This window comes from Billgrantia lactosivorans (genome assembly GCF_003254665.1).
Classification (GTDB): domain Bacteria; phylum Pseudomonadota; class Gammaproteobacteria; order Pseudomonadales; family Halomonadaceae; genus Halomonas; species Halomonas lactosivorans.
On record NZ_QHGY01000003.1, the window covers coordinates 350,294 to 373,028 of the forward strand.

Genomic DNA, 22,735 nt, shown 5'->3' on the forward strand with positions numbered 1-22,735 from the left:
GGACGAGGAAGCAGCGATGAGCCGACTTCAGGCGAGAGACGTGAAGAGTGCCGACGACGCCCGGCGGATCGTCGAACAGCGTGGCCTGAGCCACGTCAAGGTCGGCATGTTCGACATCGACGGCGTGATGGTCGGCAAGTACATGCGCCGCGACAAGTTCTTCCACGCGCTGAGCGAAGGCTTCGCCTTCTGCGACGTGGTGCTGGGCTGGGACAGCAAGGACGAGCTCTACGACAACGTCACCTACACCGGCTGGCACACCGGCTACCCGGACGCCGCGCTGCGGGTGATCCCCGAGAGCTGCCGCGAGCTGCCCTGCGAGGGCGACATGCTGCTGTTCCTGGCCGAGTTCACCGGCCCGGCCGAGGCGATCTGCCCGCGCGGGCTGCTGCGCCGCGTGCTGGCCAAGGCCGAGGCGATGGGCTTCGCCGCCTGCGGCGCGCTGGAGTACGAGTTCTTCCTGTTCCAGGAGACCCCCGAGTCGGTGCGCGAGAAAGGCTTTCGCGGCCTCAAGCCGCTGACCCCCGACATGATGGGCTACTCGATGCTCAGAAGCTCGGTGCACGGCGAGCTCTACCACGAGCTGCTGGGCCTGGCCGAGGCGATGGACTTCCCCATCGAGGGCCTGCACACCGAGACCGGCCCCGGCGTGCTGGAGGCGGCGATCCGCGTCGACGAGGCGCTGGCCGCCGGCGACAAGGGCGCGCTGTTCAAGACCTTCACCAAGGTATGGGCGCAGCGCCGCGGGCTGATGGCCACCTTCATGGCCAAGTGGTCGCCGGACTACCCCGGCCAGAGCGGCCACATCCACCTTTCGCTCAACCGGCTCGACAGCGGCGAATCGGCCTTCTTCGATGCCGACCAGCCCCACGGCATGAGCGATATCCAGCGCCACTTCGTCGCCGGCCAGCAGCAGCTGATGCCGCAGTTCCTGGCCATGTTCGCGCCCACGGTGAACAGCTATACCCGCCTGATCCCCGGCTTCTGGGCGCCCACCGATGCCACCTGGGGGGTGGAGAACCGCACCACCGCACTGCGGGTGATTCCCGGCAGCGCCAAGTCGCAGCGGGTCGAGTACCGCCTGGGCAGCGCCGACGCCAACCCCTACCTGGCGCTGGCCGCGGCGATCGGCTCGGGGCTCCACGGCATCGAGCACCGCCTCGAGCCGGATGAAAGGGTCACCGGCAACGCCTACGCGCTGGCCCACCCCGAGCATCAGGCGCTGTCGCGCACGCTGTGGGAAGCGGCCCAGCGGTTGAAAGCTTCCGACGCGGCGCGCAGCCTGTTCGGCGACGCCTTCGTCGAGCACTTCGCCGCCACGCGGGAGTGGGAGGAGCGCCAGTTCCGCCGGCATATCACCGATTGGGAGTTAGACCGCTATTTCGAAATCATATGAGGTTGGGCCGGCTGCACGACGCCAGCACTGCGTTGGAGCGCCTCGAAATCTGCTCATTGGCTACAGCCAACTCCGCGCTTTCTCGTTGCTCCGCCTTGTTCTGACGCCGTTCGCTCGGCCCCGAAAGGTTAGGGTAAGTGGGGCCGCGTGCTGGATCTGGCTCCCGCTATTGGAAGGGATGAAGACATTATGGCCATACAGAAGACGATTTCCCCGGTCGACGGCTCCGTCTACGTCGAGCGGGAGCTGGCCGACCCGGCGCGGGTCGAGGCGGCGCTGGAGCGGGCGGTGGCGGCGCAGCGGGCCTGGCGCGAGACGAGCCTCGCCGAACGCGCGCGGCTGTGCTCGCGCATGGTCGATCTCTTCGTCGCCCGGCGTGACGAGCTGGCGCTGGAGCTGACCTGGCAAATGGGGCGGCCGATCGCCGTGGCCGGCGGCGAGATCGGCGGCTTCGAGGAGCGCGCGCGCACCATGATCGCCCTGGCCGACGAGGCCCTGGCACCGCTCCGCCTGGCCGACAAGCCCGGTTTCACCCGCTACATCACGCGCGAGCCGCTGGGCGTGTCGTTCATCGTCGCGCCGTGGAACTTCCCCTTCATGACCGCGGTGAACGCCGTGGTGCCGGCGATCATGGCCGGCAACGCGGTGATCCTCAAGCACTCCGCCCAGACCCCGCTGTGCGCCGAGCGCTTCCAGCAGGCCTTCGACGAGGCCGGCTTGCCGGAGGGCGTTTTCCAGCACCTGCACCTCTCTCACGCCGCCGCCGAGGCGGTGATCCAGGACGCGCGCATCGCCCATGTCTCCTTCACCGGCTCGGTGGCGGGCGGGGCGATGGTCGAGCGCAACGCCGCCGGGCGCTTCATCGCCACCGGGCTGGAGCTCGGCGGCAAGGACCCGGCCTATATCCGTGGCGACGTGAACCTCGACGAGGCGGTGCCGGGCGTGATGGACGGTGCCTTCTTCAATTCCGGTCAGAGCTGCTGCGGCATCGAGCGCCTCTACGTGCACGCCTCGATCTTCGACGACTTCGTCGCACGCGCGGTGGCCTGGGTGCGCCAGCTCAAGCTCGGCAACCCCACCGATCCCGCAACCACCCTGGGGCCGCTGGTGCGCCCCGCGGCGGCGGACTTCGTGCGCGGCCAGGTCGAGGAGGCGGTGGCCGCCGGCGCCACGGCGTGGATTGACCCCGGCGACTACCCGCTGTCGCGGCCGGGCAGCGCCTACCTGGCGCCGCAGGTGCTGACCGGGGTCGACCACAGGATGCGGGCGATGCGCGAGGAGAGCTTCGGCCCGGTGGTCGGCATCATGCCGGTGGCCGACGACGACGAGGCCGTGCGGCTGATGAACGACAGCGACTTCGGCCTCACCGCGGCGGTGTTCACCCGCGACCTGGCCGCGGGCGAGGCGCTGGCCGCACGCCTCGAGGCCGGCACCGTGTTCACCAACCGCTGCGACTACCTCGACCCCGAGCTGGCCTGGACCGGGGTCAAGCGGTCGGGGCGCGGCTGTTCCCTGTCGCGCCTGGGCTACGAGACCCTGACCCGGCCCAAGTCCTTCCACCTGAAACACGCCTGAGCTGGCCCAGGAGAGCGCCATGAGCCACGACATGAACCACTACACCATGGGCTGGAACTACCCCACCCACATCCTCACCGGGGCGGGGCGCATTCGTGACCTGCCCCAGGCGTGCCAGGCGCTGGGCATGGGCGCGCCGCTGCTGGTCACCGACCCCGGCCTGGCGGCGCTGCCGATGGTGCAGCAGTGCGTGCAGGCGTGCCAGGACGCCGGCCTGCGCATTGCCGTGTTCAGCCAGGTCAAGGGCAACCCCACCGGGCGCAACGTACTCGACGGCATGGCCGCCTTCCGCAACGGCAGCCACGACGGCGTGATCGCCTTCGGCGGCGGTTCGGGGCTCGACGCCGCCAAGGCGGTGGCGCTGATGGCCAACCAGCGCGAGGGGCTGTCGCTGTGGTCACTGGAGGATGTCGGCGACAACTGGAAGAACGCCGACGCCCAGGCCATCGCCCCTATCGTCGCCGTGCCGACCACCGCCGGCACCGGCTCCGAGGTGGGACGCGCCTCGGTGATCACCGACGAGGCGGAACACGTCAAGCGCATCATCTTCCACCCCGCCATGGTGCCGGCCACGGTGATCCTCGACCCCGAGCTCACCGTGGGGCTGCCGCCGGCGATCACTGCCGCCACCGGCATGGATGCGCTGTCGCACTGCCTGGAGGCGTGGTGCTCGCCGTTCTACCACCCCATGGCCGAGGGCATCGCCGTGGAGGGCATGCGCCGCATCGACCTCTACCTGCAGCGTGCCTACAGCGACGGCCACGATCTCGAGGCGCGCATGAACATGCTGGTGGCGTCGAGCATGGGCGCCACCGCCTTCCAGCGCGGTCTGGGCGCCATGCACGCGCTGGCGCATCCGCTCGGGGCGCTTTACGATGCCCACCACGGAACCCTGAACGCGGTGCTGATGCCCTACGTGCTGCGTGCCAACGAACGCGCCATCGGCGAGCCGATGGTACGCCTGGGACGCTATCTCAACCTCGACCAGCCGGGCACGGCCGCGGTGATCGACTGGGTGCTGGCGCTGCGCGAGCGTCTCGGCATCCCGCACTCCCTGGCGGAGCTCGGCATCGACACACGCCAGGCCGACAAGGTCGGGCGCATGGCGGTGGCGGACCCGTCGTCGGGCAGCAACCCGGTCGCCTTCGACGCCGACGAGTACCGCGGCATCTTCGTCGCCGCCGCGGAGGGCCGTCTGTGAACGAAGCCGGCCGCCGTGCCGCGGCTGGCGGGCAGGGAGACCAGGCAAGGTCCAATCAAAGGAGATTCACCGATGCGCATCGGGCTACTGCAGTGCGATGACGTGGCGCCGGAGCTGCGCGAGGCCCACGGCAACTACCCGGCGATGTTCGCCGCCCTGTTCCAGCGGGTCGACCCCACGCTGGAATTCCGGGTGTGGCGCTGTCTCGACGGCGAGATCCCCGACGACATCGAGGCCGTCGACGCCTGGATGACCACCGGCTCGAAGCACGGCGTCAACGATGGGCTGGCCTGGGTCGACGACCTGAGCGACTTCGTGCGCAAGCTGTGGCGGGCCGGCAAGCCGCTGGTGGGCATCTGCTTCGGCCATCAGCTGATGGCGAGGGCATTGGGCGGCGAGGTGGTCAAGAGCGAACGCGGCTGGGGCGTCGGCATGTCGTTCAACCGCGTCACGGCGCGGGCCGAGTGGATGGAGCCCTGGCAGCCGGGGCTCGACCTGCTGGTCAGCCACCAGGACCAGGTCGAGGCGCTGCCGCCCGAGGCCATCGTCGTCGGCGGCAGCGACTTCTGCCCCCACTACCTGATGCAGATCGGCGAGCATTTCCTCGGCGTGCAGGGCCACCCTGAATTCACCAAGGAATACTCGCGCGACCTGATGGCGCTGCGCCGCGAGCTGGTCGGCGACGAGCGCGTGCGCGAAGGGCAGAACTCGCTTGCCATCGAGGTCGACGACACCCTGATGGCGCGCTGGATCCTCAATTTCCTGCGGCGTGCGATAGCGGCGCGCGCCTGACCGGCTGCGCCCGCGTGCCACCGCTCGGGCGCAGCAGCCTCAGCCCGTTGGCCACCACGATCAGGCTGGCGCCCATGTCGGCGAACACCGCCATCCACAGGGTGGCGTGGCCGCCGAAGGCGAGCGCCATGAACACCGCCTTGAGGCCCAGGGCGAGGGCGATGTTCTGCACCAGGATGCCGCGCGTGCGGCGCGACAGTCGCAGGAAGTCCGCCAGGCGGCGCGGGTCGTCGTCCATCAAGGCCACGTCGGCGGTCTCGATGGCGGCGTCGCTGCCCAGTGCGCCCATGGCGAAGCCGATGTCGGCGCGGGCCAGCGCCGGGGCGTCGTTGATGCCGTCGCCGACCATGCCCACCGGGCCATGCTGAGCGCGGGCCTCGATCATCGCCAGCTTGTCCTCCGGCAGTAGCGAGCCGTGGGCCTCGTCGATGCCCGCCTGGGCCGCCACCGCGGCCACGCTCGCGGGGGTATCGCCGCTCAGCATCAGCGTGGTCACGCCCAGGCGATGCAGCGCCTCGATGGCCTCGCGGCTCTCCACACGCAGCGGGTCGCCGACGGCGAACAGCGCCAGCGGCCGGCTCGCTTCGCCCAGGAGCACCAGTGTTTCGCCGCGGGCCTCGTGTTCGGCCAGCTGGGCGTCGAGTGTCTCGTCGGTCGTTGCGAACCGCTGCATCAGCCGGCGATTGCCGAGCCATACGGCCCGTCCTTCGAACTGCGCGATTACGCCGTGGCCGGCCAGCTCGTGCACCTCGCTCACCTCCAGGGGGGCGACGCCGTCCGCCTCGGCGGCGCGAGCCAGGGCCGCCGATACCGGGTGCGACGAGCGTGCGGCGAGCCCCGCCGCCAGGGCGCGCAGCCTGGCCTGGGCGGCTTGGTCCAGCGTCGGGTCGAGCGGCTGCCAGGCGCGCTGCGCGGGGCGGCCCCGGGTCAGGGTGCCGGTCTTGTCGAAGGCCAGCGTCGTGAGGCGATAGCCCTGCTCGAGCACGTTGCCGCCCTTGATCAGAATGCCCGAGCGCGCGGCGGCGGCCAGGCCGCTGACGATGGTCACCGGGGTCGAGATCACCAGCGCGCAGGGGCAGGCGATCACCAGCAGCACGAGGGCGCGATAGGTGCCTTCGAGCCAGCCGATGCCCAGCAGCCACGGCAGGGTGAGCGCCACCAGCAGGGCAAGGGCGAATACCGTAGGGGTGTAGACGGCGGCGAAGCGGTCGATGAAGCGCTGGGTCGGCGCGCGGCTGGCCTGGGCCTGCTCGACGGTGTGGATGATGCGGGCCAGGGTGGTGTCGGCGGCGGCGCGAGTGGTGCGGTAGAGGAACTCGCTGCCCTGATTGACGCTGCCGGCGAACACGGCCTCGCCCGGCGCCTTGTCGACCGGCAGGCTCTCGCCGGTGATGGGGGATTCGTCCAGTGCCGGGTGGCCTTGGGAGACGCTGCCGTCCAGCGCCAGGCGCTCGCCGGCACGCACCCGCACCAGGCTGCCCACCGCAACCTCGCTGGCCGCCACGCTGCGGAAACTGCCGTCGGGCTGGCGCACGCTGGCGTTTTCCGGGGCCAGCGAGAGCAGCTCGCGGATGGCGTTGCGCGCCCGGCCCAGCGAGCGCGCCTCGATGCGCTCGGCCAGGGTGAACAGCACCAGTACCATCGCCGCCTCGGCCCACTGGCCGATCAGCAGCGCGCCGGTCACCGCCACGCTCATCAGGGCGTTGATGTTGAGCGTGCGGTGGCGCAGGGCGATGAAGCCCTTCTTCCAGGTTGGCAGGCCGACCAGGCCGATGGCCGCCAGGGCCAGCGCGGCGCCGAGCCAGGGCTCGGCCAATTCTAGCCAGTGGCCGGCCTCGGCTCCCAGGGCGAGCGCGGCGGCGGCGCCGATCTTCCACCATGGCGCCTCGTCGCTGGCGACCGGCGCCGTGCGCTGGCTCGGGTCATCGCGCTCGGCGGTCATGCCGGTGGCGGCGATACGGCGCCGGATCGCCTCCTCAGCCACCTCGCGATGGTGCACGGTGAGCCGGCGGCCGATCAGGTCGAAGTCGAGCCGCTCGATGCCCGGCATGTCCTCCAGCGCCCGGCGCAGCAGCCCCTCCTCGGTAGGGCAGCACATCGCCTCGATGCGCAGGCGCAACGTCTGGCTATCTGAGGAAGCTCCCCCCCGCGGCGGGGCAGTGGCGGTGTCGGTGCTGCAGGCGCCGCTCGAGCAGCAGGGTCGTTCGGCCATGGCAAGGGCTCCGTGTCATCGACTATGGTAATGACACACCCTGTAGCCACTACAGGGTCAAGCGATGAGTGAGGTGACAATGCAAATCGGCGAACTGGCCACCCGCACCGGCTGCCCGGTGGAAACCATCCGCTACTACGAGCGCGAGGGATTGTTGCCCGAGCCCGCGCGCTCGAGCGCCAACTACCGGCTCTATGCCGAGCCCCATGCCGAGCGGCTGCGCTTCATCCGCCACTGCCGCACGCTGGACATGACGCTCGACGAGATCCGCACCCTGCTCGACTACCACGACCACCCGTGCCAGCCGTGCAATGCGGTCAACGGCCTGATCGACGATCACCTGGCCCACGTCGAGGCACGCATCGAGCAGCTCCAGGCGCTGCGCGAGGCGCTGGCGACGCTGCGCTCGCGCTGCAACGGCGAGACCGACTCCAGCCGCTGCGGCATTCTCCAGGAGCTGGCCCAGCCGGTGCCGCAAGAGCTTCCGGAGAGCCTCGACGCCAGCCACGTGCCGGGGCCGCACGGCGGCCGTTGAGTTCCCGTTCAGCCCCGCCGAAACACCCGCCGGCCCAGGGCCCAGACCTCGTCGATGGCCCACTCGCCCTCGGCCAGCACCAGCAGGTCGGCGTCGCGGCCGGGTCCGAGCCGCCCCTTGGCGGCCAGGCCGAGCGCGTCGGCGGCGTGGCTGCTGGCCACCCCGAGGGCCTGCTCCAGAGCGATGCCGTGCTGTTCGACGCACTCGCCGAGCACCTCGAACAGGCTGGCGAGCCGGCCCGGCTCGAGGCCGACGAAGCGGCGCTGGGCGTCAAAGCGCGGCAGCGAGGCGTTGGCATCCGACGAGAGGGTGATGCGCGACGGCTCGACGCGGGCGTGCAGGGCGCGCGCCACGGCCTCGGCGGCGGCGACTTCGCCGCCCGCCAGCAGTTCCGGCGTGGTGCTGGTGGTGAAGTCGATGCGCCCGCCCTCGCGGGCGAAGCGCAGGCCGTCCTCGAACAGCGCCGCGGTGCGGTTGATATGGGTCGGCAGGAACTGGGCGAGCGGGATGGCGCTGTCGCGGGCCGCCTCGCGCAGCGGTTCCAGGTGGGACGGGGCGTCGCCGGTGTGTATGAAGACGATGCCCGACTTTCCCGCCAGCATGCCGGCGGTGCGGGCCTCCGAGGCCAGGCGTGCCAGCTCGAAGGCGGAGGGCTGCGAGCCGCGGTGGTCGCTGATCGCCACCTCGCCCACGCCGATGAACTCGGGAATGAAGAGAATGTCGCTGCCCACCGAGCCGGTCAGCGTCACCGGCGGCAGCTGGTAGGAGCCGGTGTAGCAGTAGGTGGTCAGGCCCCCCGCGGCGAGTTCGCGCGCCTTGCCCAGCAGGTTGGCCGGGGTGCGGGTCAGCGCGTCGGTGCCGAGCGCGCCCACCAGGGTGGTGACCCCCGAGGCCAGCGCGGCCTCCCGCGTCAGTTCGGCGGTGCGCGTGCCGAATCCGCCCTCGCCGCCGCCGCCGATGAAGTGTACCAGCGGGTCGACCAGGCCGGGGATCACCCGGCGCCCCTCGAGATCGATCTGCTCGATCGCCTCGCCGCCCGCCGGCGCCCCCTGGTCGGCCGGCACCACGGCGGCGAGGCGGCGGTCGGCGATCAGCAGGTGGCACAGCCCCATGGCGCGCGGCGCGTGGAGGCGGGCGTTCTTCAGCAGGGTCAGCATTCTGGCTCCTCGTTCATGGCGAACGCCGGCTCGGGCCGGCGTTCGCGGGGTTGGCTCAAGCCGCGTTACAGCTTGATATCGTAGTTGAAGTACTTCTCCATCAGCGCGTCGTAGGTGCCGTCCTCCTTGAGCGCGGCGAGGGCCTCGTTGAAGCGCTCGGCCAGCTCCCGGTCGCGCTTGCGGAACGCCACCCCCACGCCCTGGCCGAAGATGTGCTCGGGCTCCTTGATGAAACCGCTGATGCGCTGGAAGTCGCTGCCCTTGGTGTCGATGGCGATCGAGGACTCCGCCACCGGGTAGTCCATGAAGGTCAGGTCGAGGCGGCCGGCGCGCAGGTCGGTAACCACGTCGTCGGCGCTGGTGTAGCGGCGGATCTCCAGCACGTCGCCGTAGAGTTCGGTGACGTAGTTGTCCTGCAGCGTGGCGCGCTGCACGCCGACCACGAGTCCCTCGAGGCTGTCGCGGTCCTCGATGTCGATGTCGCGGTCGTTGGCGGTGATCCAGGCGCTCGGGGTGGTGTAGTAGGGCTCGGAGAACAGCACCTGCTGGGCGCGCTCCTCGGTGATCGACATCGACGACAGGATGGCGTCGTACTTGCGCGCCAGCAGGCCCGGGATGATGCCATCCCAATCCTGCTCCACCCAGGTGCAGTTGGCCTCGAGGTAGTCGCACACGGCGTTGCCCAGCTCGATCTCGAAGCCGGTCAGCTCCCCGTCGGGGGTGCGGAACATGAAGGGTTCGTAGGGCACGTCGACGCCGAGGCGAATGTCGTCGTCGTCGCGGGCCTGGGTAACGCCGGTGAACAGGCTGGCGGCCAGGCCGGCAGCCAGGAACAGATGGATAGGACGCATGAGTCTTCCTCCCGGGAAGGCAGTTGTTGTGGTGCGGTGCTGTGGCTACGGATTCGCCGCGCAGGGGCGGCAACGGATCATGCGATCACGGGCGCAGGGTCCGTGATGCATCGGCTGGCACGGGCGTGCCGGTACGGCCGGGAAGGCCGCGGGAAGGGCTTATTCGTCGAACCATTCGCTGAGGTAGAAGCTGTCGAAGAAACAGCGGTAGGCCTCGAGCGCTGGGCGAAGTTGGGTGATGGAATCGATCATGGACGCTGTCCCGATGCGATGCGTTGGAAGATCGACTGTCGGCCAGGTCGGCCGGGCTGTCAACCCCTCCCCGGCGCCGCCGGGGAGGGCAGAGGCGTGCGCTTACTCCTCGAAATAGCGATCGTAGATCTCGTCGTAGGTGCCGTCTTCCTTCAGCTTGGCCAGGGCCTCGTTGAAGCGCTCGGCCAGCGCCTCGTCGCGCGGGCGGAAGGCGATGCCGAAGCCGTCGCCGAAGTACTCCTTGGGCTCGGTGATGGTCTCGCCCACGACCTTGTACTCTCGCTCCTCGCTGTCGAGCAGGGTGGACTTGCCGACCGGGAAGTCGAGGAAGACGATGTCGAGGCGCTCGGCCTCCATGTCCAGCACCATGTCGTCGGCGGTGGAGTAGCGGCTGACCTCGGCCACGTCGCCGTAGAGGTCGGTGACGTAGTTGTCCTGCAGGGTGCCGCGCTGCACGCCGATGGTCATGCCGTCGAGCGCCTCGGGGGTGGGCTCCTCGAGGTCGAGGTCGGCGGGGGCGAACCAGGCCGAGGGCGGCGTGATGTACGCATCCGAGAACAGCACGGTCTCGCGACGCTCATCGTTGATGGTCATCGAGGACATGATGGCGTCGTACTTGCGCGACAGCAGGCCGGGGATGATGCCGTCCCACTCCTGCTCGATCCACTCGCAGGTCACGCCGATCTCTTCGCACATGGCGTTGCCCAGCTCGATGTCGAAGCCGGTCAGCTCGCCGTCGGGGGTGCGGTACTCCATCGGCTCGTAGGGCACGTCGACGCCGAAGCGGACGTGATCGTACTCGCGGGCCTGGGCGGTGCCGGCGGCAATGGCGACGCCCAGCAGGGATACGGTCAGCAGTTTTTTCATCGTTCAGTTCCTTGTTTTCATTCGTGCATCGTAAGGATGACGTCGCGCCTGAATTTAGCGCAGCCGCGCCGGAGCCGAAAGTCCCCGGGCGCGGTTTTTCCAACGCCTGTTTGACGCTGGTCAGTTCCCGCTCAGCGGCTTGAGGTGCGCCAGCAGCCGCTTCTCCAGGTAGCGGAAGAGGTAGAGGATCATGAAGGTCAGGCACAGATAGATCGCCGCGGCAAAGATGAAGGCTTCGAAGGGCGCGTAGTAGCGCGCGTAGACGAAGCGCGCCGCGCCGGTGATGTCCATCAGCGTGACCACGCTGGCGATGGCGCTGGCGTGCAGCATGAAGATCACCTCGTTGCCGTAGGCCGGCAGGGCGCGGCGGAAGGCGCTGGGCAGGATGATGCGGCGCATCATCAGGCCCTGAGACATGCCGTAGGCCCGTGCCGCCTCGATCTCGCCGCGCGAAGTGGCCTTGATCGCGCCATGGAAGATCTCGGTGGTATAGGCGGCGGTGTTGAGGGTGAAGGCGATCAGCGCCGGATAGAAGGCCTCCTTGAGGATGGGCCAGAACATGCTCTGCTGGATGCCGTCCACGAACACCACGCCGTAGTAGATGATGTAGAGCTGCACCAGCAGCGGCGTGCCGCGAAACACGTAGGTGTAGAAGTAGACCGGCAGCTTGATCCAGCGATGCTTCGAGCCGCGCAGGATCGCCAGCGGAACCGCCAGCACCAGCCCGATCAGCAGCGACAGGAACACCAGCTGCGCGGTGGTGACCAGTCCGGTCCAGTAGTAGCCGAGGGTCTGCGGGGTGAAGATGACGTTGCCATCCAGCAGGGCGGCGAGCCATTGGTCGAGTTGTTCCATCTCAGTGCTCCCCGAAGCCGACGTTGTAGCGCTTCTGTAGGCGGGCGAAGATCCACTCCGACACGCTGGCGATCAGCAGGTAGATGGCCGCCACGGGGATCAGGAAGGTGAACGGCTCGTGGGTGGCGCGGGAGGCCTCGGCGGCGACGCGCACCATGTCGGTGAGGCCGATCACCGAGACCAGCGCGGTGGTCTTGAGCAGCACCATCCAGTTGTTGGAGAGCCCCGGCAGGGCGTGACGCATCATCAGCGGGAAGCGAATGCGGCGGAACAGCAGCCAGGAGCCCATGCCGTAGGCCTTGGCCGCTTCGACCTGACCCTCATCCACTGCCATGAAGGCGCCGCGGAAGGTCTCGCCCATGTAGGCGCCGAAGATGAAGCCGATGGTGATCACGCCGGCGACGAAGGCATTGAGATCGATGTACCAATCCACGCCGAACTGGTCGTAGAGCTTGTCGGTGAGCAGGTTGAGCCCCATCTGGCCGCCGAAGAACAGCAGCATCATCAACACCAGGTCGGGCACGCCGCGAATCAGCGTGGTATAGAGCGTGGCCGTGCGATGCAGCAGCCAGCTGCGCGACATCTTGGCGCTGGCGGTCAACAGGCCGAGCACGATGGCCAGCGCCAGTGACAGCACCGCCAGTTGCAGGGTGACGCCGGCGCCTTCGAGCAGGCGCGGGCCGTAGCCTTGAAGATCGAGCATGGTGTCTCCCTCAGTACTTCGGCGCCAGGAACTGCTGGAGGCGCGGCGAGGTGGGGTTGACCAGCACGTCCTGGGGCGGCCCGGCCTCTTCGATCACGCCCTGGTGCAGGTAGATCACCTGGCTCGACACGTCGCGGGCGAAGCCCATCTCGTGGGTGACCACGACCATGGTGCGGCCCTCCTCGGCCAGGTCGCGCATGACCTTGAGCACGTCGCCGACCAGTTCCGGGTCGAGCGCCGAGGTGGGCTCGTCGAACAGCATCACCTCGGGGTCCATGGCCAGCGCCCGGGCAATCGCCCCGCGCTGCTGCTGGCCACCCGACATCTGCGCCGGGTAGGCGTCGGCGCGGGCGGTCAGGCCGACTCGCTCAAGCAATCCACGGGCATGCTCGACGGCTTCCTTCTTCGACTTGCCGAGCACGTGAATCGGCGCCTCGATGACGTTTTCCAGCAGCGTCATGTGCGACCACAGGTTGAAGCTCTGGAACACCATCGACAGCTTGGCGCGCATGCGCACCACCTGGTTCCAGTCCGCCGGCTCGCGGCCGTGGCGGGTCTGCCTGAAGCGGATCTCCTCGCCGTGGACGATCAGGTCGCCCTCGTCGGGCTGCTCGAGCAGGTTCATGCAGCGCAGGAAGGTGCTCTTGCCGGAGCCGGAGGCTCCGATCAGGGTGATGACGTCGCCCTTGCGGGCCTGCAGGGAGAGGCCCTTGAGGACTTCGGTATCGCCGAAGCGCTTCTTGATGTTGCGCACTTCGAGGGGAATCGGGGTATCGGCCATGAAACGGGCTCCAGATCGGGACGAGTCGCCGGGGCGACGGCCGGTTTAAGCGGGCAGGCGCGAAAAAGGGGCGATTCTACCAGGCCCGAGGGCTTTCGACAGAGCGAACGTAGGCCCGGTTCATGGGACGATGGTCGAAAGGTGAAGGGGTGAGTGTCATCAAAAGACTCCTGGTTATTGTTCTGAGGCAAGAAAAAATTGCTGCTTTTATCGGTTTCTGCAGATGTTTGTCAGGCTCAGCCGGGTGGCGGGATGGGACGGGCCAGCAGCGCGGCGCGGGCGCCCAGTTCCACCTCGGCATTGGGGAACACCACGTAGAGCGGAGCCGCCTCGACGACGAAGGGGCCGGCCTCGGCATCCTCGGCGAGCCGCGCGCCGGGCTGGAATTCGGTGAAGTTCGGCGTGTCGTCGGCGAAGCACAGGCGGAAGTCCTCGGAGTGGCGCATCAGCTCGTGGGCCACGCGGAAGAACACCATGCGCGAGGGGGCGTCGCCTGGCGGTTCGCGTCCGGCGAGCAGCGCCTCGAGCAGGCGTGCCATGGGCGCCAGTGCCGCGAGGTCGTTGTGGCCGAAGGGCAGGGCACGCCCCAGCTCCAGGGTGAAGGCCTGGGCCTGATGATGATGCTTGGAATAGTGCGAGAAGGTCCAGCTGTGCTGATGCTGGTGCAGCACCGCCTGGATGTCCGCCGCGGCCAGCCAGTGCCACTGCTGCAGGCGTGTCGCGGTGTCGGCGAAGGGTTCGACCACGAAGCGTGGGTAGCGGCTGCCGCGGATCGCCGTGTGCAGGTCGTAGTGAAGGCGCTCGCGCCCCGGGTGACGGGCGAAGAAGGCGTCCACGGCGCTCATCAGCAGGCGGGCACGCTCCGCTTCCATGCCGGTCTCGTCGAGGTCTCGGCGGAACAGGCGGTTGAGATTGGTGTGCACGTAGCGCTCGGCGCGGCGGATCGCCTCGAGGTTGCCCAGGATCACCAGCACCGGGGCACCCAGCGTCAGCAGGCCCGCCTCGAGGCGGGCGAGACACGCCCCCAGCAGTTCGATGGGGGCGGTCTCGTTGCCGTGGATGCCGGCCGAGAGCACGCAGGCGCGCGCTTCGTCGCGACAGGCGTCGGGCGTCAGCTCGAGGATGCCCGCTTCGTGCAGGGTATAGGTGCCGCCAGGAAGCTTGCCGCGGCGCGACTGGGGCGTGGCGTCTTCCAGGCTCAGCTCGATCCATTCCGACAGCATGGGATGTCCGGGTCGGTTGTGAGTGCGTTGTTGAGACCAAGGCCACCATCCTGCGCGCGGGGCCGCATCGCAAGCTCGTGCGTCGGGCTGGTGAAAGCCCGGGTGCGATATTGAAACTGCTCCGGCCGACCTTTGGCCAATGGGGCCGAGGCCAGGCGCGGGCTAAGCTGGCGCTGCCTGCCCTTACCGACGGCGAAGGAGCCTGCCATGCCAATCGCTCTCACGGACGCGCCTCGTGACCCGGGCCGCCGGCTCGATGACCACTACGACGCCGCCTCCGCCAGCGCCGGCCGTCCCCTGCTGGCCCGCCTGCGCGAGGCGTTCCTGGCGGCGGGGCGCGACCCCGGCTGCTTGAGCCTCGACGACGTGGCCGGCATCGACCAGCTGCATCTCGGCGGGCGCAGCGCCAGCCGCGCCCTGGCGGCGCTGGGCGAGCTGCGCGGCGGCGAGCGCGTGCTCGACGTCGGCTGCGGCACCGGCGGCGCCAGCCGGCTGCTGGCTGCCGAGTACGGCTGCGAGGTCATCGGGGTCGACATCACCGCTGCCTTCGTCGAGGTGGCGGGCTGGCTCGGCGCGGCCACCGGCCTCGCCGAGCGGAGCCGTTTCGTGTGCAGCGACGCCGCCCGCGTGCCGCTGGCGGCGGGCGGCGTCGAGGTGGTGTGGTGCCAGCATGCGTTGATGAACATGCCGCAGGTGCCGCGGGTGCTGGCCGAGTGGCGGCGCCTGCTGGCACCGGGCGGCCGCGTGCTGCTGCACGAGCTGGTGGCCGGCGACAATCCCGAGCCGCTGGCGCTGCCGGTACCCTGGGCGAGTACCCCGGCCACCAGCCACCTGCGAAGCCGCGAGCGGCTCGAGCGCGCCATGGCGCTGGCCGGCTTCGAACCCTTCGCCGTGGCAGACGTCACCGACGCGGCGCTGGCCTGGCGGCAGGCGCCGGGCCGGCGTGACGGCGCTTCCGAGGCGGCCGGGCTGCCGGGGCCGGCACTGATCTTCGGCGCGGAGTTTGCCCGCATGGGGCGTAACCTGCGCGACAACCTCGCCGCCGGCAAGGTCCGCGTGCTGCAGGGCGGGTGGCGACGCACTCGATGATAAATTCGAAACGCCAGGACGAAATGCTTCGCTTTTCTTCACCGCGTTCCTTTCTATGCTGAAGGCACTCGCCGGCTGTGCCGGCTCGACGGCAACGCAGAAAGGAGGCGCAAGATGACCAAGGTACTCGTGCTCTACCACTCCATGTACGGCCATATCGACACCCTGGCCCAGGCCGTGGCGGAGGGTGCCCGCCAAGTGGCGGGAACCGACGTCGCGGTCAAGCGCGTGCCCGAGACGATGGACCCCGAGGCCTTTGCCAAGGCCGGCGGCAAGACCTTCGATACCCCCGAGGCCAGGCCCCAGGAACTGGCCGACTACGACGCCGTGATCATCGGCACGCCGACCCGCTTCGGCAACATGACCGGGCAGATGCGCACCTTCCTCGACCAGACCGGCAGCCTGTGGGCCAAGGGGGCGCTGCGCGGCAAGGTGGGCAGCGTGTTCACCTCGACCGGCACGGGGGGCGGCAACGAGACCACCATCCTCACCTCGTGGACCACGCTGGCGCATCACGGCATGCTGATCCTGCCGCTCGGCTATGGCCTCGAGTCGCAGTTCGACATCTCCAGCGTGCAGGGCGGTTCGCCCTACGGCGCCTCGACGCTGGCCGGCCCCGATGGCTCGCGCCAGCCGACGGAGCACGAGCTGGAGCTGGCTCGCCTGCAGGGCCGCAACGTCGCCGAAATCGCGGCCAGGCTGGCCGGCTGATTTCACCGACACGACGAAGGCGCGGCCAACGCCGCGCCTTCTCTGGTCGGCATGGGCCGCCTGGCCCAGGCCGCTGCGGTTGATCAGCCCTGCAGGCGCCGTGCGATCGCCTGGCCCAGGGTCGCGGTCGTGCCCTGGCCGCGAACGTCGGGCGTCAGCACGGTCGGATCGGCGTCCGCCAGCACCGCCTCGAAGGCGTCGACGATGGCGTCGGAGGCCTCCTTGTGGCCCAGGTGCTCGAGCATCATGGCGCCGGACCAGATCTGGCCGATGGGGTTGGCGATGCCCTTGCCGGCGATGTCCGGGGCGCTGCCGTGGACCGGTTCGAACAGGCTGGGGAAGGTGCCCTCGGGATTGATGTTGGCCGAGGGCGCCACGCCGATGGTGCCGGTGCAGGCCGGGCCCAGGTCGGAGAGGATGTCGCCGAACAGGTTGCTGGCCACCACCACGTCGAACCAGTCGGGATGCATGACGAAGTTGGCGGTCAGGATGTCGATGTGGAACTTGTCGACGGCGACCCCCGGGTAGCGTTCGCCCATCGCCGCGACCCGCTCGTCCCACCACGGCATGGTGATGGCGATGCCGTTGGACTTGGTCGCCGAGGTGAGCTTCTTCCGCGGCCGGCTCTGGGCCAGGTCGAAGGCGAACTTCAGTACCCGGTCGACCCCGGTGCGGGTCATCACCGTCTCCTGGATCACCACTTCGCGCTCGGTGCCCTCGAACATCTTGCCGCCGACGCTGGAGTACTCGCCCTCGGTGTTCTCGCGCACCACGTAGAAGTCGATGTCGCCGGGCTTGCGGTCGGCCAGCGGGCTCCTGATGCCCGGCAGCAGCTTGCACGGGCGCAGGTTGATGTACTGGTCGAACCGACGGCGGAACTGCAGCAGCGAGCCCCACAGCGAGACGTGGTCCGGCACCGTGTCGGGCCAGCCCACGGCGCCGTAGAAGATGGCGTCGAAGTCCTTGAGCTGGTCGAACCAGTCGTCGGGCATCATCTGGCCGTGCCTGGCGTAGTAGTCGCAGCAGGCGAAGTCGAAGTGCTCGAAGGCCAGCTCGATGCCGAAGCGACTGGCGGCGGCTTCGAGCACGCGCAGGCCTTCCGGGACGACTTCCTGGCCGATGCCGTCGCCGGGAATCACAGCGATACGATGGGTCATGATGGGCTCCTCGGGTGGTGGATCAGTCGTGGATCATGAAGCGATTGAGGTGGTCGAGCAGGGCCTCGGGCGCCTCCTCGGGGAGGTAGTGGCCGCAGGGCAGGGCTTCGCCCTCGACCCGCTCGGCCACGGCGCGCCACTCCGCCAGGGGGTCGAAGCAGCGCTCGATGATGCCGTGCTTCCCCCACAGCACGCCGACCGGGCAGGCGATACGGCGCCCCGCCTCTCGGTCGGCGCGGTCGTGGGCGAGGTCGATGCCGTTGCTGGCGCGGTAGTCCTCGCACAGGGCGTGCGCCGCGCCGGGCTGGGCCAGGCAGCGCTGGTACTCGGCGATGGCCGCCGGGTCGAAGGCGTCGAGGCTGGCATGCCGCCCGCCCATGGTGCGGGTGATGTAGTCCTCGGGCGAGGCCTCGATCAGGGTTTCCGGCAGCGGCGAGGGCTGGATCAGGAAGAACCAGTGGAAGTAGGCGGTGGCGAAGGTGCGGTCGGTCTGCTCGTACATGGCAAGCGTGGGGGCGATGTCGAGCAGCATCAGCTTCTCCACCGCCGCGGGGTGATCCATGACCAGGCGATGGGCGACGCGCCCGCCACGATCGTGGCCGCAGAGGAAGAAGCGCTCGAAGCCCAGCTCGCGCATGACCGCGACCTGGTCCGCGGCCATGGCGCGCTTGCTGTAGTTGGCGTGGTTCGGCTCGCCGGGTGGCTTCGACGAGTCGCCGTAGCCGCGCAGGTCGGTGGCCACCACGGTGAAGCGGCGGGCCAGCGGTTCGGCCAGGCGATGCCAGATCACGTGGGTCTGGGGGTGGCCGTGCAGCAGCAGCAGGGGCGGCCCCGAGCCGCCGATAGGGCCGTGGATGCGAATGTCGCCGTGGGCGATGTCGAACGTGCGGAACCCCTCGAACATGGGTGCTTCCTCCGGATCCGGGCTGCCCCCAGTCTAGCCCTTGGCTTCACGGAGATAATCGGGCTGAATGGAAACCCATTGTTGAACGAGAGTGGAGAATGACATGGCGCAGCTCGACGACCTGGTCTTCTTCCAGCAACTGGCCCGCGCCGGGAGCCTGACCGGCACGGCACGCGACCTGGGCCTGTCGCTGTCGGCGGTGAGCAAGCGCCTCAAGCAGCTCGAGGCGCGCCTGGGCGTGGAACTGGCCAGCCGCACCACGCGCCGGCTGAGCCTGACCGCCGAGGGCGAACGCTACCTGGAGCGCGGCGCGGCCATCCTCGAGGAGCTGGCCGAACTGGAGGAGGCGCTGGGCGAGCAGCAGGCCGCTCTCTCGGGACCGCTGCGGGTCAACGCCACCTTCGGCTTCGGCCGTTGCCACGTGGCGCCGCTGCTGTCGGCCTTCTGCGCCAGGCACCCGGGGGTCGAGGCGACGCTGGAGCTCTCCAACTATCCGCTGAGCCTGGGCGAGCAGGGCTTCGATGTCGGCATCCGGGTGGGAGAGCCGCCCGATTCGCGCCTGGTGGCACGGCGAATTCTCGCCAACCGGCGGGTGCTGTGTGCCTCCCCCGGCTACGTCGCGCGCATGGCGCCGCTGCGCTCGCCCGCCGATCTCGCCGCCCACCCCTGCCTGGTGCTGCGCGAGAACGACAGCGACTTCGGCGTGTGGCGCTTTCGACGTCGCGACGACGACACGGCGGAGCAGGCGGTCAAGGTGGTCGGCCCGCTGGCCAGCAACGACGGCGAGGTGATCGTGCGGCTGGCGCTCGACGGCCACGGGATCGCGCTGCGCTCATGGTGGGACGTGCACCGGCACCTGGCGGACGGCAGGCTGGTCGCGCTGCTGCCCGAGTGGCAGGGGGTACGCGCCGACTTCCATGCCGTCTACCAGCAGCGCCGCCACGTGCCGGCGCGCCTGCGCGCCTTCGTCGCCTTTCTCGAGGAGCAGGTGCCGGGCAGGGTGCCGGCGATGACGAGCGGGACCTGACCCCCGGCGCTCAGTGGCGGCGCCGGCGCCGCTGGCGAGCGTCGGCGTAGCGCTTGAGCCCGTAGAGCAGGGCCAGGCCGACGACGATGCCGCCGGCCGCCCAGGCCAGCTCCCGGCGATCCCGGGCGGTCAGCAGCGTGCCGAGCTGGCTGCTCAGCAGGATGATCCCGGCCACTCCCGGGGTAGCGCCGATGAAGGTGCCCAGCAAGTAGTCGCGAAAGCGGATGTGAAAGGCGCCGGCGAGCAGGTTGGTCAGGGTGTAGGGTGCCAGGGGCAGCAGGTTGAGCAGGGTCATGGTGCGCACGCCGCGTCCGGCCAGGTAGCGCGAAAGCCCCACCAGCCGCCTGCCGCCGTAGCGCAGCAGGGCGTCGCGACCCAGCCAACGCCCCAGCCAGAAGGTGGCGATCGCGCCGAGCAGCGTCCCGATCAGCGAATAGACGAACCCCCACACGGAACCGAAGATCAGGCCGGTCAGCACCACCAGCACGCTCAGTGGAAACAGCACCATCGAGGCGGCGACGAAGACCGCGACCACCACGGCGCCGGCCCAGGGCTGGTCACGCCAGGCCAGCGAGCCCTGCAGCATGCCGAAGAGCCGGTTGGCATCGAACATGTCGTTCGCGGCCAGCCACCGCCACAGCAGCCCCAGCAGGGCGAGTGTCACCAGGGCGGCGAGGACGAGGAGAACCTTGCGGTACATGCGGGCGGCCTGCGCGGGGGGAGTGGCTTCAGCATAGGCGGGCCGTTCGCGACGGCCAAATCGGGCACGCCGCGAGCTTCACTCGATCACCTCCAGCACGCCGACCATGCCGCGCTCGCGATGGCTGGGCAGGAACAGCAGCCGCTTGTCGCAGTAGAACTCGACGCGTCCCGCTACCCTGGGGGTAAAGCGGATCGTCGTCGGCTCGGTGTCGAGCGAGGCCTCGATGTCGAGCCCCATCGTCGAGGAGCGGATCACCAGGTTGTGCGGGGCGAGGCCCGGCCGTCGGCGCACCTGCAGCTCCACCGGCACGCCAGCGCGGACTACGATGCGCTCGGGTTCGAAGTAGTAGCTGCCGCCGACCAGGGTGACCCGCTGCACGCCGTCATCGGTGACGGCCACTGCCGCGGACGAAGTGTCACCTCGTAGCTGGCTCCCGGCCAGCCCCAGGCCGATGAGCAATGTCAGGCATGCATGGCGAACGAGGATCGTGAGGTTCATCGTATACCGTCTGTTGCGGCCAGCAGGGCCTCAGGCGGCACAGCCTCCGAGGCTCCTTTGCCATCAACATAGCAGGACCTCCGAAGCGCGTGGTGAAGGCCTGCGGCCAGTCTGCCTGCGTGAGGCTCGGGTCGACTACGTGCTCTCGCCGACCAGCAGCTCGAAGCCGACGTCATGCTGACGGCGCTGCACGCGCTTGCCTGCGAGCCGCCGCAGCACCTCCGTCGCGGCGAGCTGCCCCATGTGCCGGCGCGGTGAGCGGATGGTGGTCAGGCGGGGGGTGATGTGCTGGCCGATGGGAAGCCCATTGAACCCGGCAATGGCCAGCTCGTGCGGTACGCGAATGCCGAGCCGCTGGGCGTGCAGCAGGGCGCCGGTGGCCAGGTCGTCGTTGGCGAAGTGAATCGCGCCGATATCGGGGTGGCGCTCCAGCGCCCGCTCCAGCCCCGCGGCGCCGGCGTCCAGACTGCCGAGATGCTCGAGCTCCAGCCGCGGGGCCTCGAGCCCGGCCTGTTCCAGGGCCTCGCGGTGGCCGCGGTAGCGCATCTCGGCACGGTAGTCGCTGGCCAGGCGGGCGCCGACGAAGAGCACCCGGCGGTGCCCGCGCTCCAGCAGGTGGCGGGCCATGCAGCGACCCGCTGCGGCGTGGTCCAGGCCGACGTTGAGATCGAGCGCCGCCCCCAGCTCCATGACCTCCATGATCGGCTTGTCGCAGTGCTCGAGCAGAGTGCGGCAGGCGGGGCTGTGGCGCAGGCCGGCGGTCACCAGCGCCGAGCAGGACCAGCCGAGGAAGGTGCGAATCAGCTGGTACTCGCGCTCGATGTCGTAGTCGGTGTTGCCGAGCAGGATCTGGTAGCCGTGGGCCTCGAAGGTCTCCTGCAGCCCCTGGATCACCTCGATGAACACGGCGTTGGCCAGCGACGGCACGATGACGGCGATGAAGCGCGAGCGCGCCGAGGCCAGGCTGCCGGCCACCAGGTTCGGCACGTAGCCCAGCCGCTCCATGGCCTCGAGCACCCGGGCGCGGGTTCGCGCGTTGACCTGCCCGGGGCTGTTGAGCGCGCGCGAGGCGGTGATCGGCGAGACCCCGGCGGCATCGGCCACTTCCCTCAGGGTGGGCTGCTCCGAGCCTCGGCGGCGGCGCTGGGGGGGGCTCTCGTTAGACATTGGTCGCATCCTTCTGGCGGTTCCTTGCTGGGGGACCCCTTCCTCATCTACAACGATGATAGCGCTATCATGATAGCGCTATCATCCACGGTCATGAAGACCCGGAACTGGGGCTGCCCAGCCGGCGACAAGGGCAGGGGGAGGCGACGGTGAGCGACGGCACGACAACACCGCGAGTGGGCGTGATCGGCCTCGGGGCGATGGGGCTGGGAACGGCGACGGCGCTGATCGAGCGCGGCCTGGCGGTGCTCGGCTGCGATGTCGCCGAAGCGGCGTGCCTGGCCTTAGAGCGCCGCGGCGGGCGCTGCGTGGCCAGCCCCGCCGAACTCGCGCCCCACTGCGACGTGGTGCTGCTGGTCGTGGTCGATGCCGGCCAGGTCGAGCGGGTGCTGTTCGGCGAGCGCGGGCTGGCGGACAGCCTCGCCCCGGGCAGCCTGGTGATGCAATGCGCCACGCTGGCGCCGAGCGCCGCCGAACGCCTGGGTGTGCGCCTGGCCGAGCGCGACCTGCTGATGCTCGACGCCCCGATCAGCGGCGGCGCGGCCAAGGCCCGCGCCGGCGAGCTCTCGGTGATGGCGTCGGGCAGCGAGGCGGCCTTCGCCGCGGCGGAGCCGGTGCTCGCCGCCATGGCCGCCACCGTCTATCGTCTGGGTAGTACCGTGGGCGTCGGCTCGAGCATGAAGCTGGTCAACCAGCTGCTGGCCGGGGTGCACATCGCCGCGGCGGCGGAGGCCGTGGCGCTGGGCATTCGCATGGGGCTCGAGCCGCGCACCCTCTACGAGGTGATCACCCACTCGGCGGGCAACTCCTGGATGTTCGAGAATCGCGTGCCGCACATCCTCGACGGCGACTACACCCCGCTCTCGGCGGTGGACATCTTCGTCAAGGACCTCAACATCGTGCACGAGACCGGGCGCGAGCTGGCCATGCCCACCCCGGTCGCCGCCAGCGCCCTGCAGCAGTTCACCGCCGCCAGGGGGGCCGGCTTCGGCCGCGAGGACGACGCGGCGGTGATCAAGGTCTACCAGCGCCTCACCGGCATCGCCCTGCCCGATGCCGCCAACGACGGAGGAGAGTGA

22 protein-coding genes are annotated in these 22,735 nt (G+C 69.6%); 9 read left to right on the forward strand and 13 right to left on the reverse strand.

Features of this window, described 5'->3' with window-relative positions:
• The first annotated feature begins 16 nt into the window (after window positions 1-16).
• From DIS04_RS10060 to DIS04_RS10075, 4 genes are all read left to right on the forward strand, one after another.
• Window positions 17-1,396 (forward strand): glutamine synthetase family protein, encoded by a 1,380-nt coding sequence (locus tag DIS04_RS10060; protein ID WP_111413623.1) that lies wholly within the window; start codon window positions 17-19, stop codon window positions 1,394-1,396.
• Window positions 1,397-1,585: 189 nt separating this feature from the next.
• Complete coding sequence (locus tag DIS04_RS10065; RefSeq protein ID WP_111413624.1) at window positions 1,586-2,971, forward strand: aldehyde dehydrogenase family protein; 1,386 nt, start codon at window positions 1,586-1,588, stop codon at window positions 2,969-2,971.
• 19 nt (window positions 2,972-2,990) lie between these two features.
• Window positions 2,991-4,172 (forward strand): iron-containing alcohol dehydrogenase, encoded by a 1,182-nt coding sequence (locus DIS04_RS10070; protein WP_218938152.1) that lies wholly within the window; start codon window positions 2,991-2,993, stop codon window positions 4,170-4,172.
• A 72-nt stretch (window positions 4,173-4,244) separates the two neighbouring features.
• Complete coding sequence (locus tag DIS04_RS10075) at window positions 4,245-4,964, forward strand: glutamine amidotransferase-related protein (protein ID WP_111413625.1); 720 nt, start codon at window positions 4,245-4,247, stop codon at window positions 4,962-4,964.
• Here DIS04_RS10075 and DIS04_RS10080 read toward each other — a convergent pair.
• Window positions 4,927-7,176, reverse strand: a complete 2,250-nt coding sequence (locus DIS04_RS10080; RefSeq protein ID WP_111413626.1) for a heavy metal translocating P-type ATPase — start codon at window positions 7,174-7,176, stop codon at window positions 4,927-4,929. The two genes, DIS04_RS10075 and DIS04_RS10080, sit on opposite strands and share 38 nt — an antisense overlap.
• Before the next feature lie 79 nt (window positions 7,177-7,255).
• Between DIS04_RS10080 and cadR the strand changes: the two genes are divergently transcribed.
• Entirely contained in the window at window positions 7,256-7,711 is a 456-nt protein-coding gene (gene cadR, locus DIS04_RS10085; protein WP_111413627.1) for a Cd(II)/Pb(II)-responsive transcriptional regulator, read from the forward strand.
• An 8-nt stretch (window positions 7,712-7,719) separates the two neighbouring features.
• Here cadR and iadA read toward each other — a convergent pair whose 3' ends face one another.
• From iadA to DIS04_RS10120, 7 genes are all read right to left on the reverse strand, one after another.
• On the reverse strand, window positions 7,720-8,868 hold the full coding sequence (gene iadA, locus DIS04_RS10090) for a beta-aspartyl-peptidase (protein WP_111413628.1): 1,149 nt from the start codon (window positions 8,866-8,868) through the stop codon (window positions 7,720-7,722).
• 65 nt (window positions 8,869-8,933) lie between these two features.
• A complete protein-coding gene (locus DIS04_RS10095) occupies window positions 8,934-9,719 on the reverse strand; it encodes a transporter substrate-binding domain-containing protein (RefSeq protein ID WP_111413629.1) in 786 nt (261 codons plus the stop codon).
• Between the two features lie 354 nt (window positions 9,720-10,073).
• On the reverse strand, window positions 10,074-10,838 hold the full coding sequence (locus DIS04_RS10100) for a transporter substrate-binding domain-containing protein (protein WP_111413630.1): 765 nt from the start codon (window positions 10,836-10,838) through the stop codon (window positions 10,074-10,076).
• A 120-nt stretch (window positions 10,839-10,958) separates the two neighbouring features.
• Complete coding sequence (locus tag DIS04_RS10105; RefSeq protein ID WP_111413631.1) at window positions 10,959-11,693, reverse strand: ABC transporter permease; 735 nt, start codon at window positions 11,691-11,693, stop codon at window positions 10,959-10,961.
• A gap of 1 nt (window position 11,694) precedes the next feature.
• A complete protein-coding gene (locus DIS04_RS10110; protein ID WP_111413632.1) occupies window positions 11,695-12,396 on the reverse strand; it encodes an ABC transporter permease in 702 nt (233 codons plus the stop codon).
• Between the two features lie 10 nt (window positions 12,397-12,406).
• The gene (locus tag DIS04_RS10115) at window positions 12,407-13,177 is read right to left on the reverse strand and encodes an ABC transporter ATP-binding protein (protein WP_111413633.1); all 771 of its coding nucleotides are present in this window, start codon (window positions 13,175-13,177) and stop codon (window positions 12,407-12,409) included.
• 236 nt (window positions 13,178-13,413) lie between these two features.
• Complete coding sequence (locus DIS04_RS10120; protein WP_111413634.1) at window positions 13,414-14,400, reverse strand: succinylglutamate desuccinylase; 987 nt, start codon at window positions 14,398-14,400, stop codon at window positions 13,414-13,416.
• Between the two features lie 207 nt (window positions 14,401-14,607).
• Here DIS04_RS10120 and DIS04_RS10125 point away from each other — a divergent pair, with 207 nt between their 5' ends.
• A complete protein-coding gene (locus tag DIS04_RS10125) occupies window positions 14,608-15,489 on the forward strand; it encodes a class I SAM-dependent methyltransferase (protein WP_111413635.1) in 882 nt (293 codons plus the stop codon).
• Between the two features lie 114 nt (window positions 15,490-15,603).
• Window positions 15,604-16,200 (forward strand): NAD(P)H:quinone oxidoreductase, encoded by a 597-nt coding sequence (wrbA, locus tag DIS04_RS10130; protein WP_111413636.1) that lies wholly within the window; start codon window positions 15,604-15,606, stop codon window positions 16,198-16,200.
• 83 nt (window positions 16,201-16,283) lie between these two features.
• Here the strand turns inward: wrbA and DIS04_RS10135 are convergent, their stop codons facing one another.
• Window positions 16,284-17,357, reverse strand: a complete 1,074-nt coding sequence (locus tag DIS04_RS10135; protein ID WP_111413637.1) for a tartrate dehydrogenase — start codon at window positions 17,355-17,357, stop codon at window positions 16,284-16,286.
• Between the two features lie 22 nt (window positions 17,358-17,379).
• Window positions 17,380-18,261 (reverse strand): alpha/beta fold hydrolase, encoded by an 882-nt coding sequence (locus DIS04_RS10140; protein WP_111413638.1) that lies wholly within the window; start codon window positions 18,259-18,261, stop codon window positions 17,380-17,382.
• Between the two features lie 103 nt (window positions 18,262-18,364).
• On the opposite strand from DIS04_RS10140, the gene DIS04_RS10145 reads away from it, so the two are divergent.
• Complete coding sequence (locus tag DIS04_RS10145; RefSeq protein ID WP_111413639.1) at window positions 18,365-19,288, forward strand: LysR family transcriptional regulator; 924 nt, start codon at window positions 18,365-18,367, stop codon at window positions 19,286-19,288.
• A gap of 10 nt (window positions 19,289-19,298) precedes the next feature.
• Here DIS04_RS10145 and DIS04_RS10150 read toward each other — a convergent pair whose 3' ends face one another.
• The 3 genes from DIS04_RS10150 to DIS04_RS10160 all read right to left on the reverse strand — a co-directional run bounded on the left by DIS04_RS10150 (window position 19,299) and on the right by DIS04_RS10160 (window position 21,656).
• Complete coding sequence (locus tag DIS04_RS10150) at window positions 19,299-19,988, reverse strand: TVP38/TMEM64 family protein (RefSeq protein ID WP_111413640.1); 690 nt, start codon at window positions 19,986-19,988, stop codon at window positions 19,299-19,301.
• A gap of 78 nt (window positions 19,989-20,066) precedes the next feature.
• Complete coding sequence (locus DIS04_RS10155) at window positions 20,067-20,489, reverse strand: cupredoxin domain-containing protein (RefSeq protein ID WP_111413641.1); 423 nt, start codon at window positions 20,487-20,489, stop codon at window positions 20,067-20,069.
• A gap of 135 nt (window positions 20,490-20,624) precedes the next feature.
• Entirely contained in the window at window positions 20,625-21,656 is a 1,032-nt protein-coding gene (locus tag DIS04_RS10160; protein ID WP_111413642.1) for a LacI family DNA-binding transcriptional regulator, read from the reverse strand.
• Window positions 21,657-21,805: 149 nt separating this feature from the next.
• On the opposite strand from DIS04_RS10160, the gene ltnD reads away from it, so the two are divergent.
• On the forward strand, window positions 21,806-22,735 hold the full coding sequence (ltnD, locus tag DIS04_RS10165; RefSeq protein ID WP_281270186.1) for an L-threonate dehydrogenase: 930 nt from the start codon (window positions 21,806-21,808) through the stop codon (window positions 22,733-22,735).

What these genes read in the sequence shown, in the direction of transcription:
- DIS04_RS10060 (WP_111413623.1), top strand. Translation starts at nt 17, where the DNA reads ATGAGCCGACTTCAGGCGAGAGACGTGAAGAGTGCCGACGACGCCCGG.
- DIS04_RS10065 (WP_111413624.1), top strand. Translation starts at nt 1,586, where the DNA reads ATGGCCATACAGAAGACGATTTCCCCGGTCGACGGCTCCGTCTACGTC.
- DIS04_RS10070 (WP_218938152.1), top strand. Translation starts at nt 2,991, where the DNA reads ATGAGCCACGACATGAACCACTACACCATGGGCTGGAACTACCCCACC.
- DIS04_RS10075 (WP_111413625.1), top strand. Translation starts at nt 4,245, where the DNA reads ATGCGCATCGGGCTACTGCAGTGCGATGACGTGGCGCCGGAGCTGCGC.
- DIS04_RS10080 (WP_111413626.1), bottom strand. Translation starts at nt 7,176, where the DNA reads ATGGCCGAACGACCCTGCTGCTCGAGCGGCGCCTGCAGCACCGACACC.
- cadR (WP_111413627.1), top strand. Translation starts at nt 7,256, where the DNA reads ATGCAAATCGGCGAACTGGCCACCCGCACCGGCTGCCCGGTGGAAACC.
- iadA (WP_111413628.1), bottom strand. Translation starts at nt 8,868, where the DNA reads ATGCTGACCCTGCTGAAGAACGCCCGCCTCCACGCGCCGCGCGCCATG.
- DIS04_RS10095 (WP_111413629.1), bottom strand. Translation starts at nt 9,719, where the DNA reads ATGCGTCCTATCCATCTGTTCCTGGCTGCCGGCCTGGCCGCCAGCCTG.
- DIS04_RS10100 (WP_111413630.1), bottom strand. Translation starts at nt 10,838, where the DNA reads ATGAAAAAACTGCTGACCGTATCCCTGCTGGGCGTCGCCATTGCCGCC.
- DIS04_RS10105 (WP_111413631.1), bottom strand. Translation starts at nt 11,693, where the DNA reads ATGGAACAACTCGACCAATGGCTCGCCGCCCTGCTGGATGGCAACGTC.
- DIS04_RS10110 (WP_111413632.1), bottom strand. Translation starts at nt 12,396, where the DNA reads ATGCTCGATCTTCAAGGCTACGGCCCGCGCCTGCTCGAAGGCGCCGGC.
- DIS04_RS10115 (WP_111413633.1), bottom strand. Translation starts at nt 13,177, where the DNA reads ATGGCCGATACCCCGATTCCCCTCGAAGTGCGCAACATCAAGAAGCGC.
- DIS04_RS10120 (WP_111413634.1), bottom strand. Translation starts at nt 14,400, where the DNA reads ATGCTGTCGGAATGGATCGAGCTGAGCCTGGAAGACGCCACGCCCCAG.
- DIS04_RS10125 (WP_111413635.1), top strand. Translation starts at nt 14,608, where the DNA reads ATGCCAATCGCTCTCACGGACGCGCCTCGTGACCCGGGCCGCCGGCTC.
- wrbA (WP_111413636.1), top strand. Translation starts at nt 15,604, where the DNA reads ATGACCAAGGTACTCGTGCTCTACCACTCCATGTACGGCCATATCGAC.
- DIS04_RS10135 (WP_111413637.1), bottom strand. Translation starts at nt 17,357, where the DNA reads ATGACCCATCGTATCGCTGTGATTCCCGGCGACGGCATCGGCCAGGAA.
- DIS04_RS10140 (WP_111413638.1), bottom strand. Translation starts at nt 18,261, where the DNA reads ATGTTCGAGGGGTTCCGCACGTTCGACATCGCCCACGGCGACATTCGC.
- DIS04_RS10145 (WP_111413639.1), top strand. Translation starts at nt 18,365, where the DNA reads ATGGCGCAGCTCGACGACCTGGTCTTCTTCCAGCAACTGGCCCGCGCC.
- DIS04_RS10150 (WP_111413640.1), bottom strand. Translation starts at nt 19,988, where the DNA reads ATGTACCGCAAGGTTCTCCTCGTCCTCGCCGCCCTGGTGACACTCGCC.
- DIS04_RS10155 (WP_111413641.1), bottom strand. Translation starts at nt 20,489, where the DNA reads ATGAACCTCACGATCCTCGTTCGCCATGCATGCCTGACATTGCTCATC.
- DIS04_RS10160 (WP_111413642.1), bottom strand. Translation starts at nt 21,656, where the DNA reads ATGTCTAACGAGAGCCCCCCCCAGCGCCGCCGCCGAGGCTCGGAGCAG.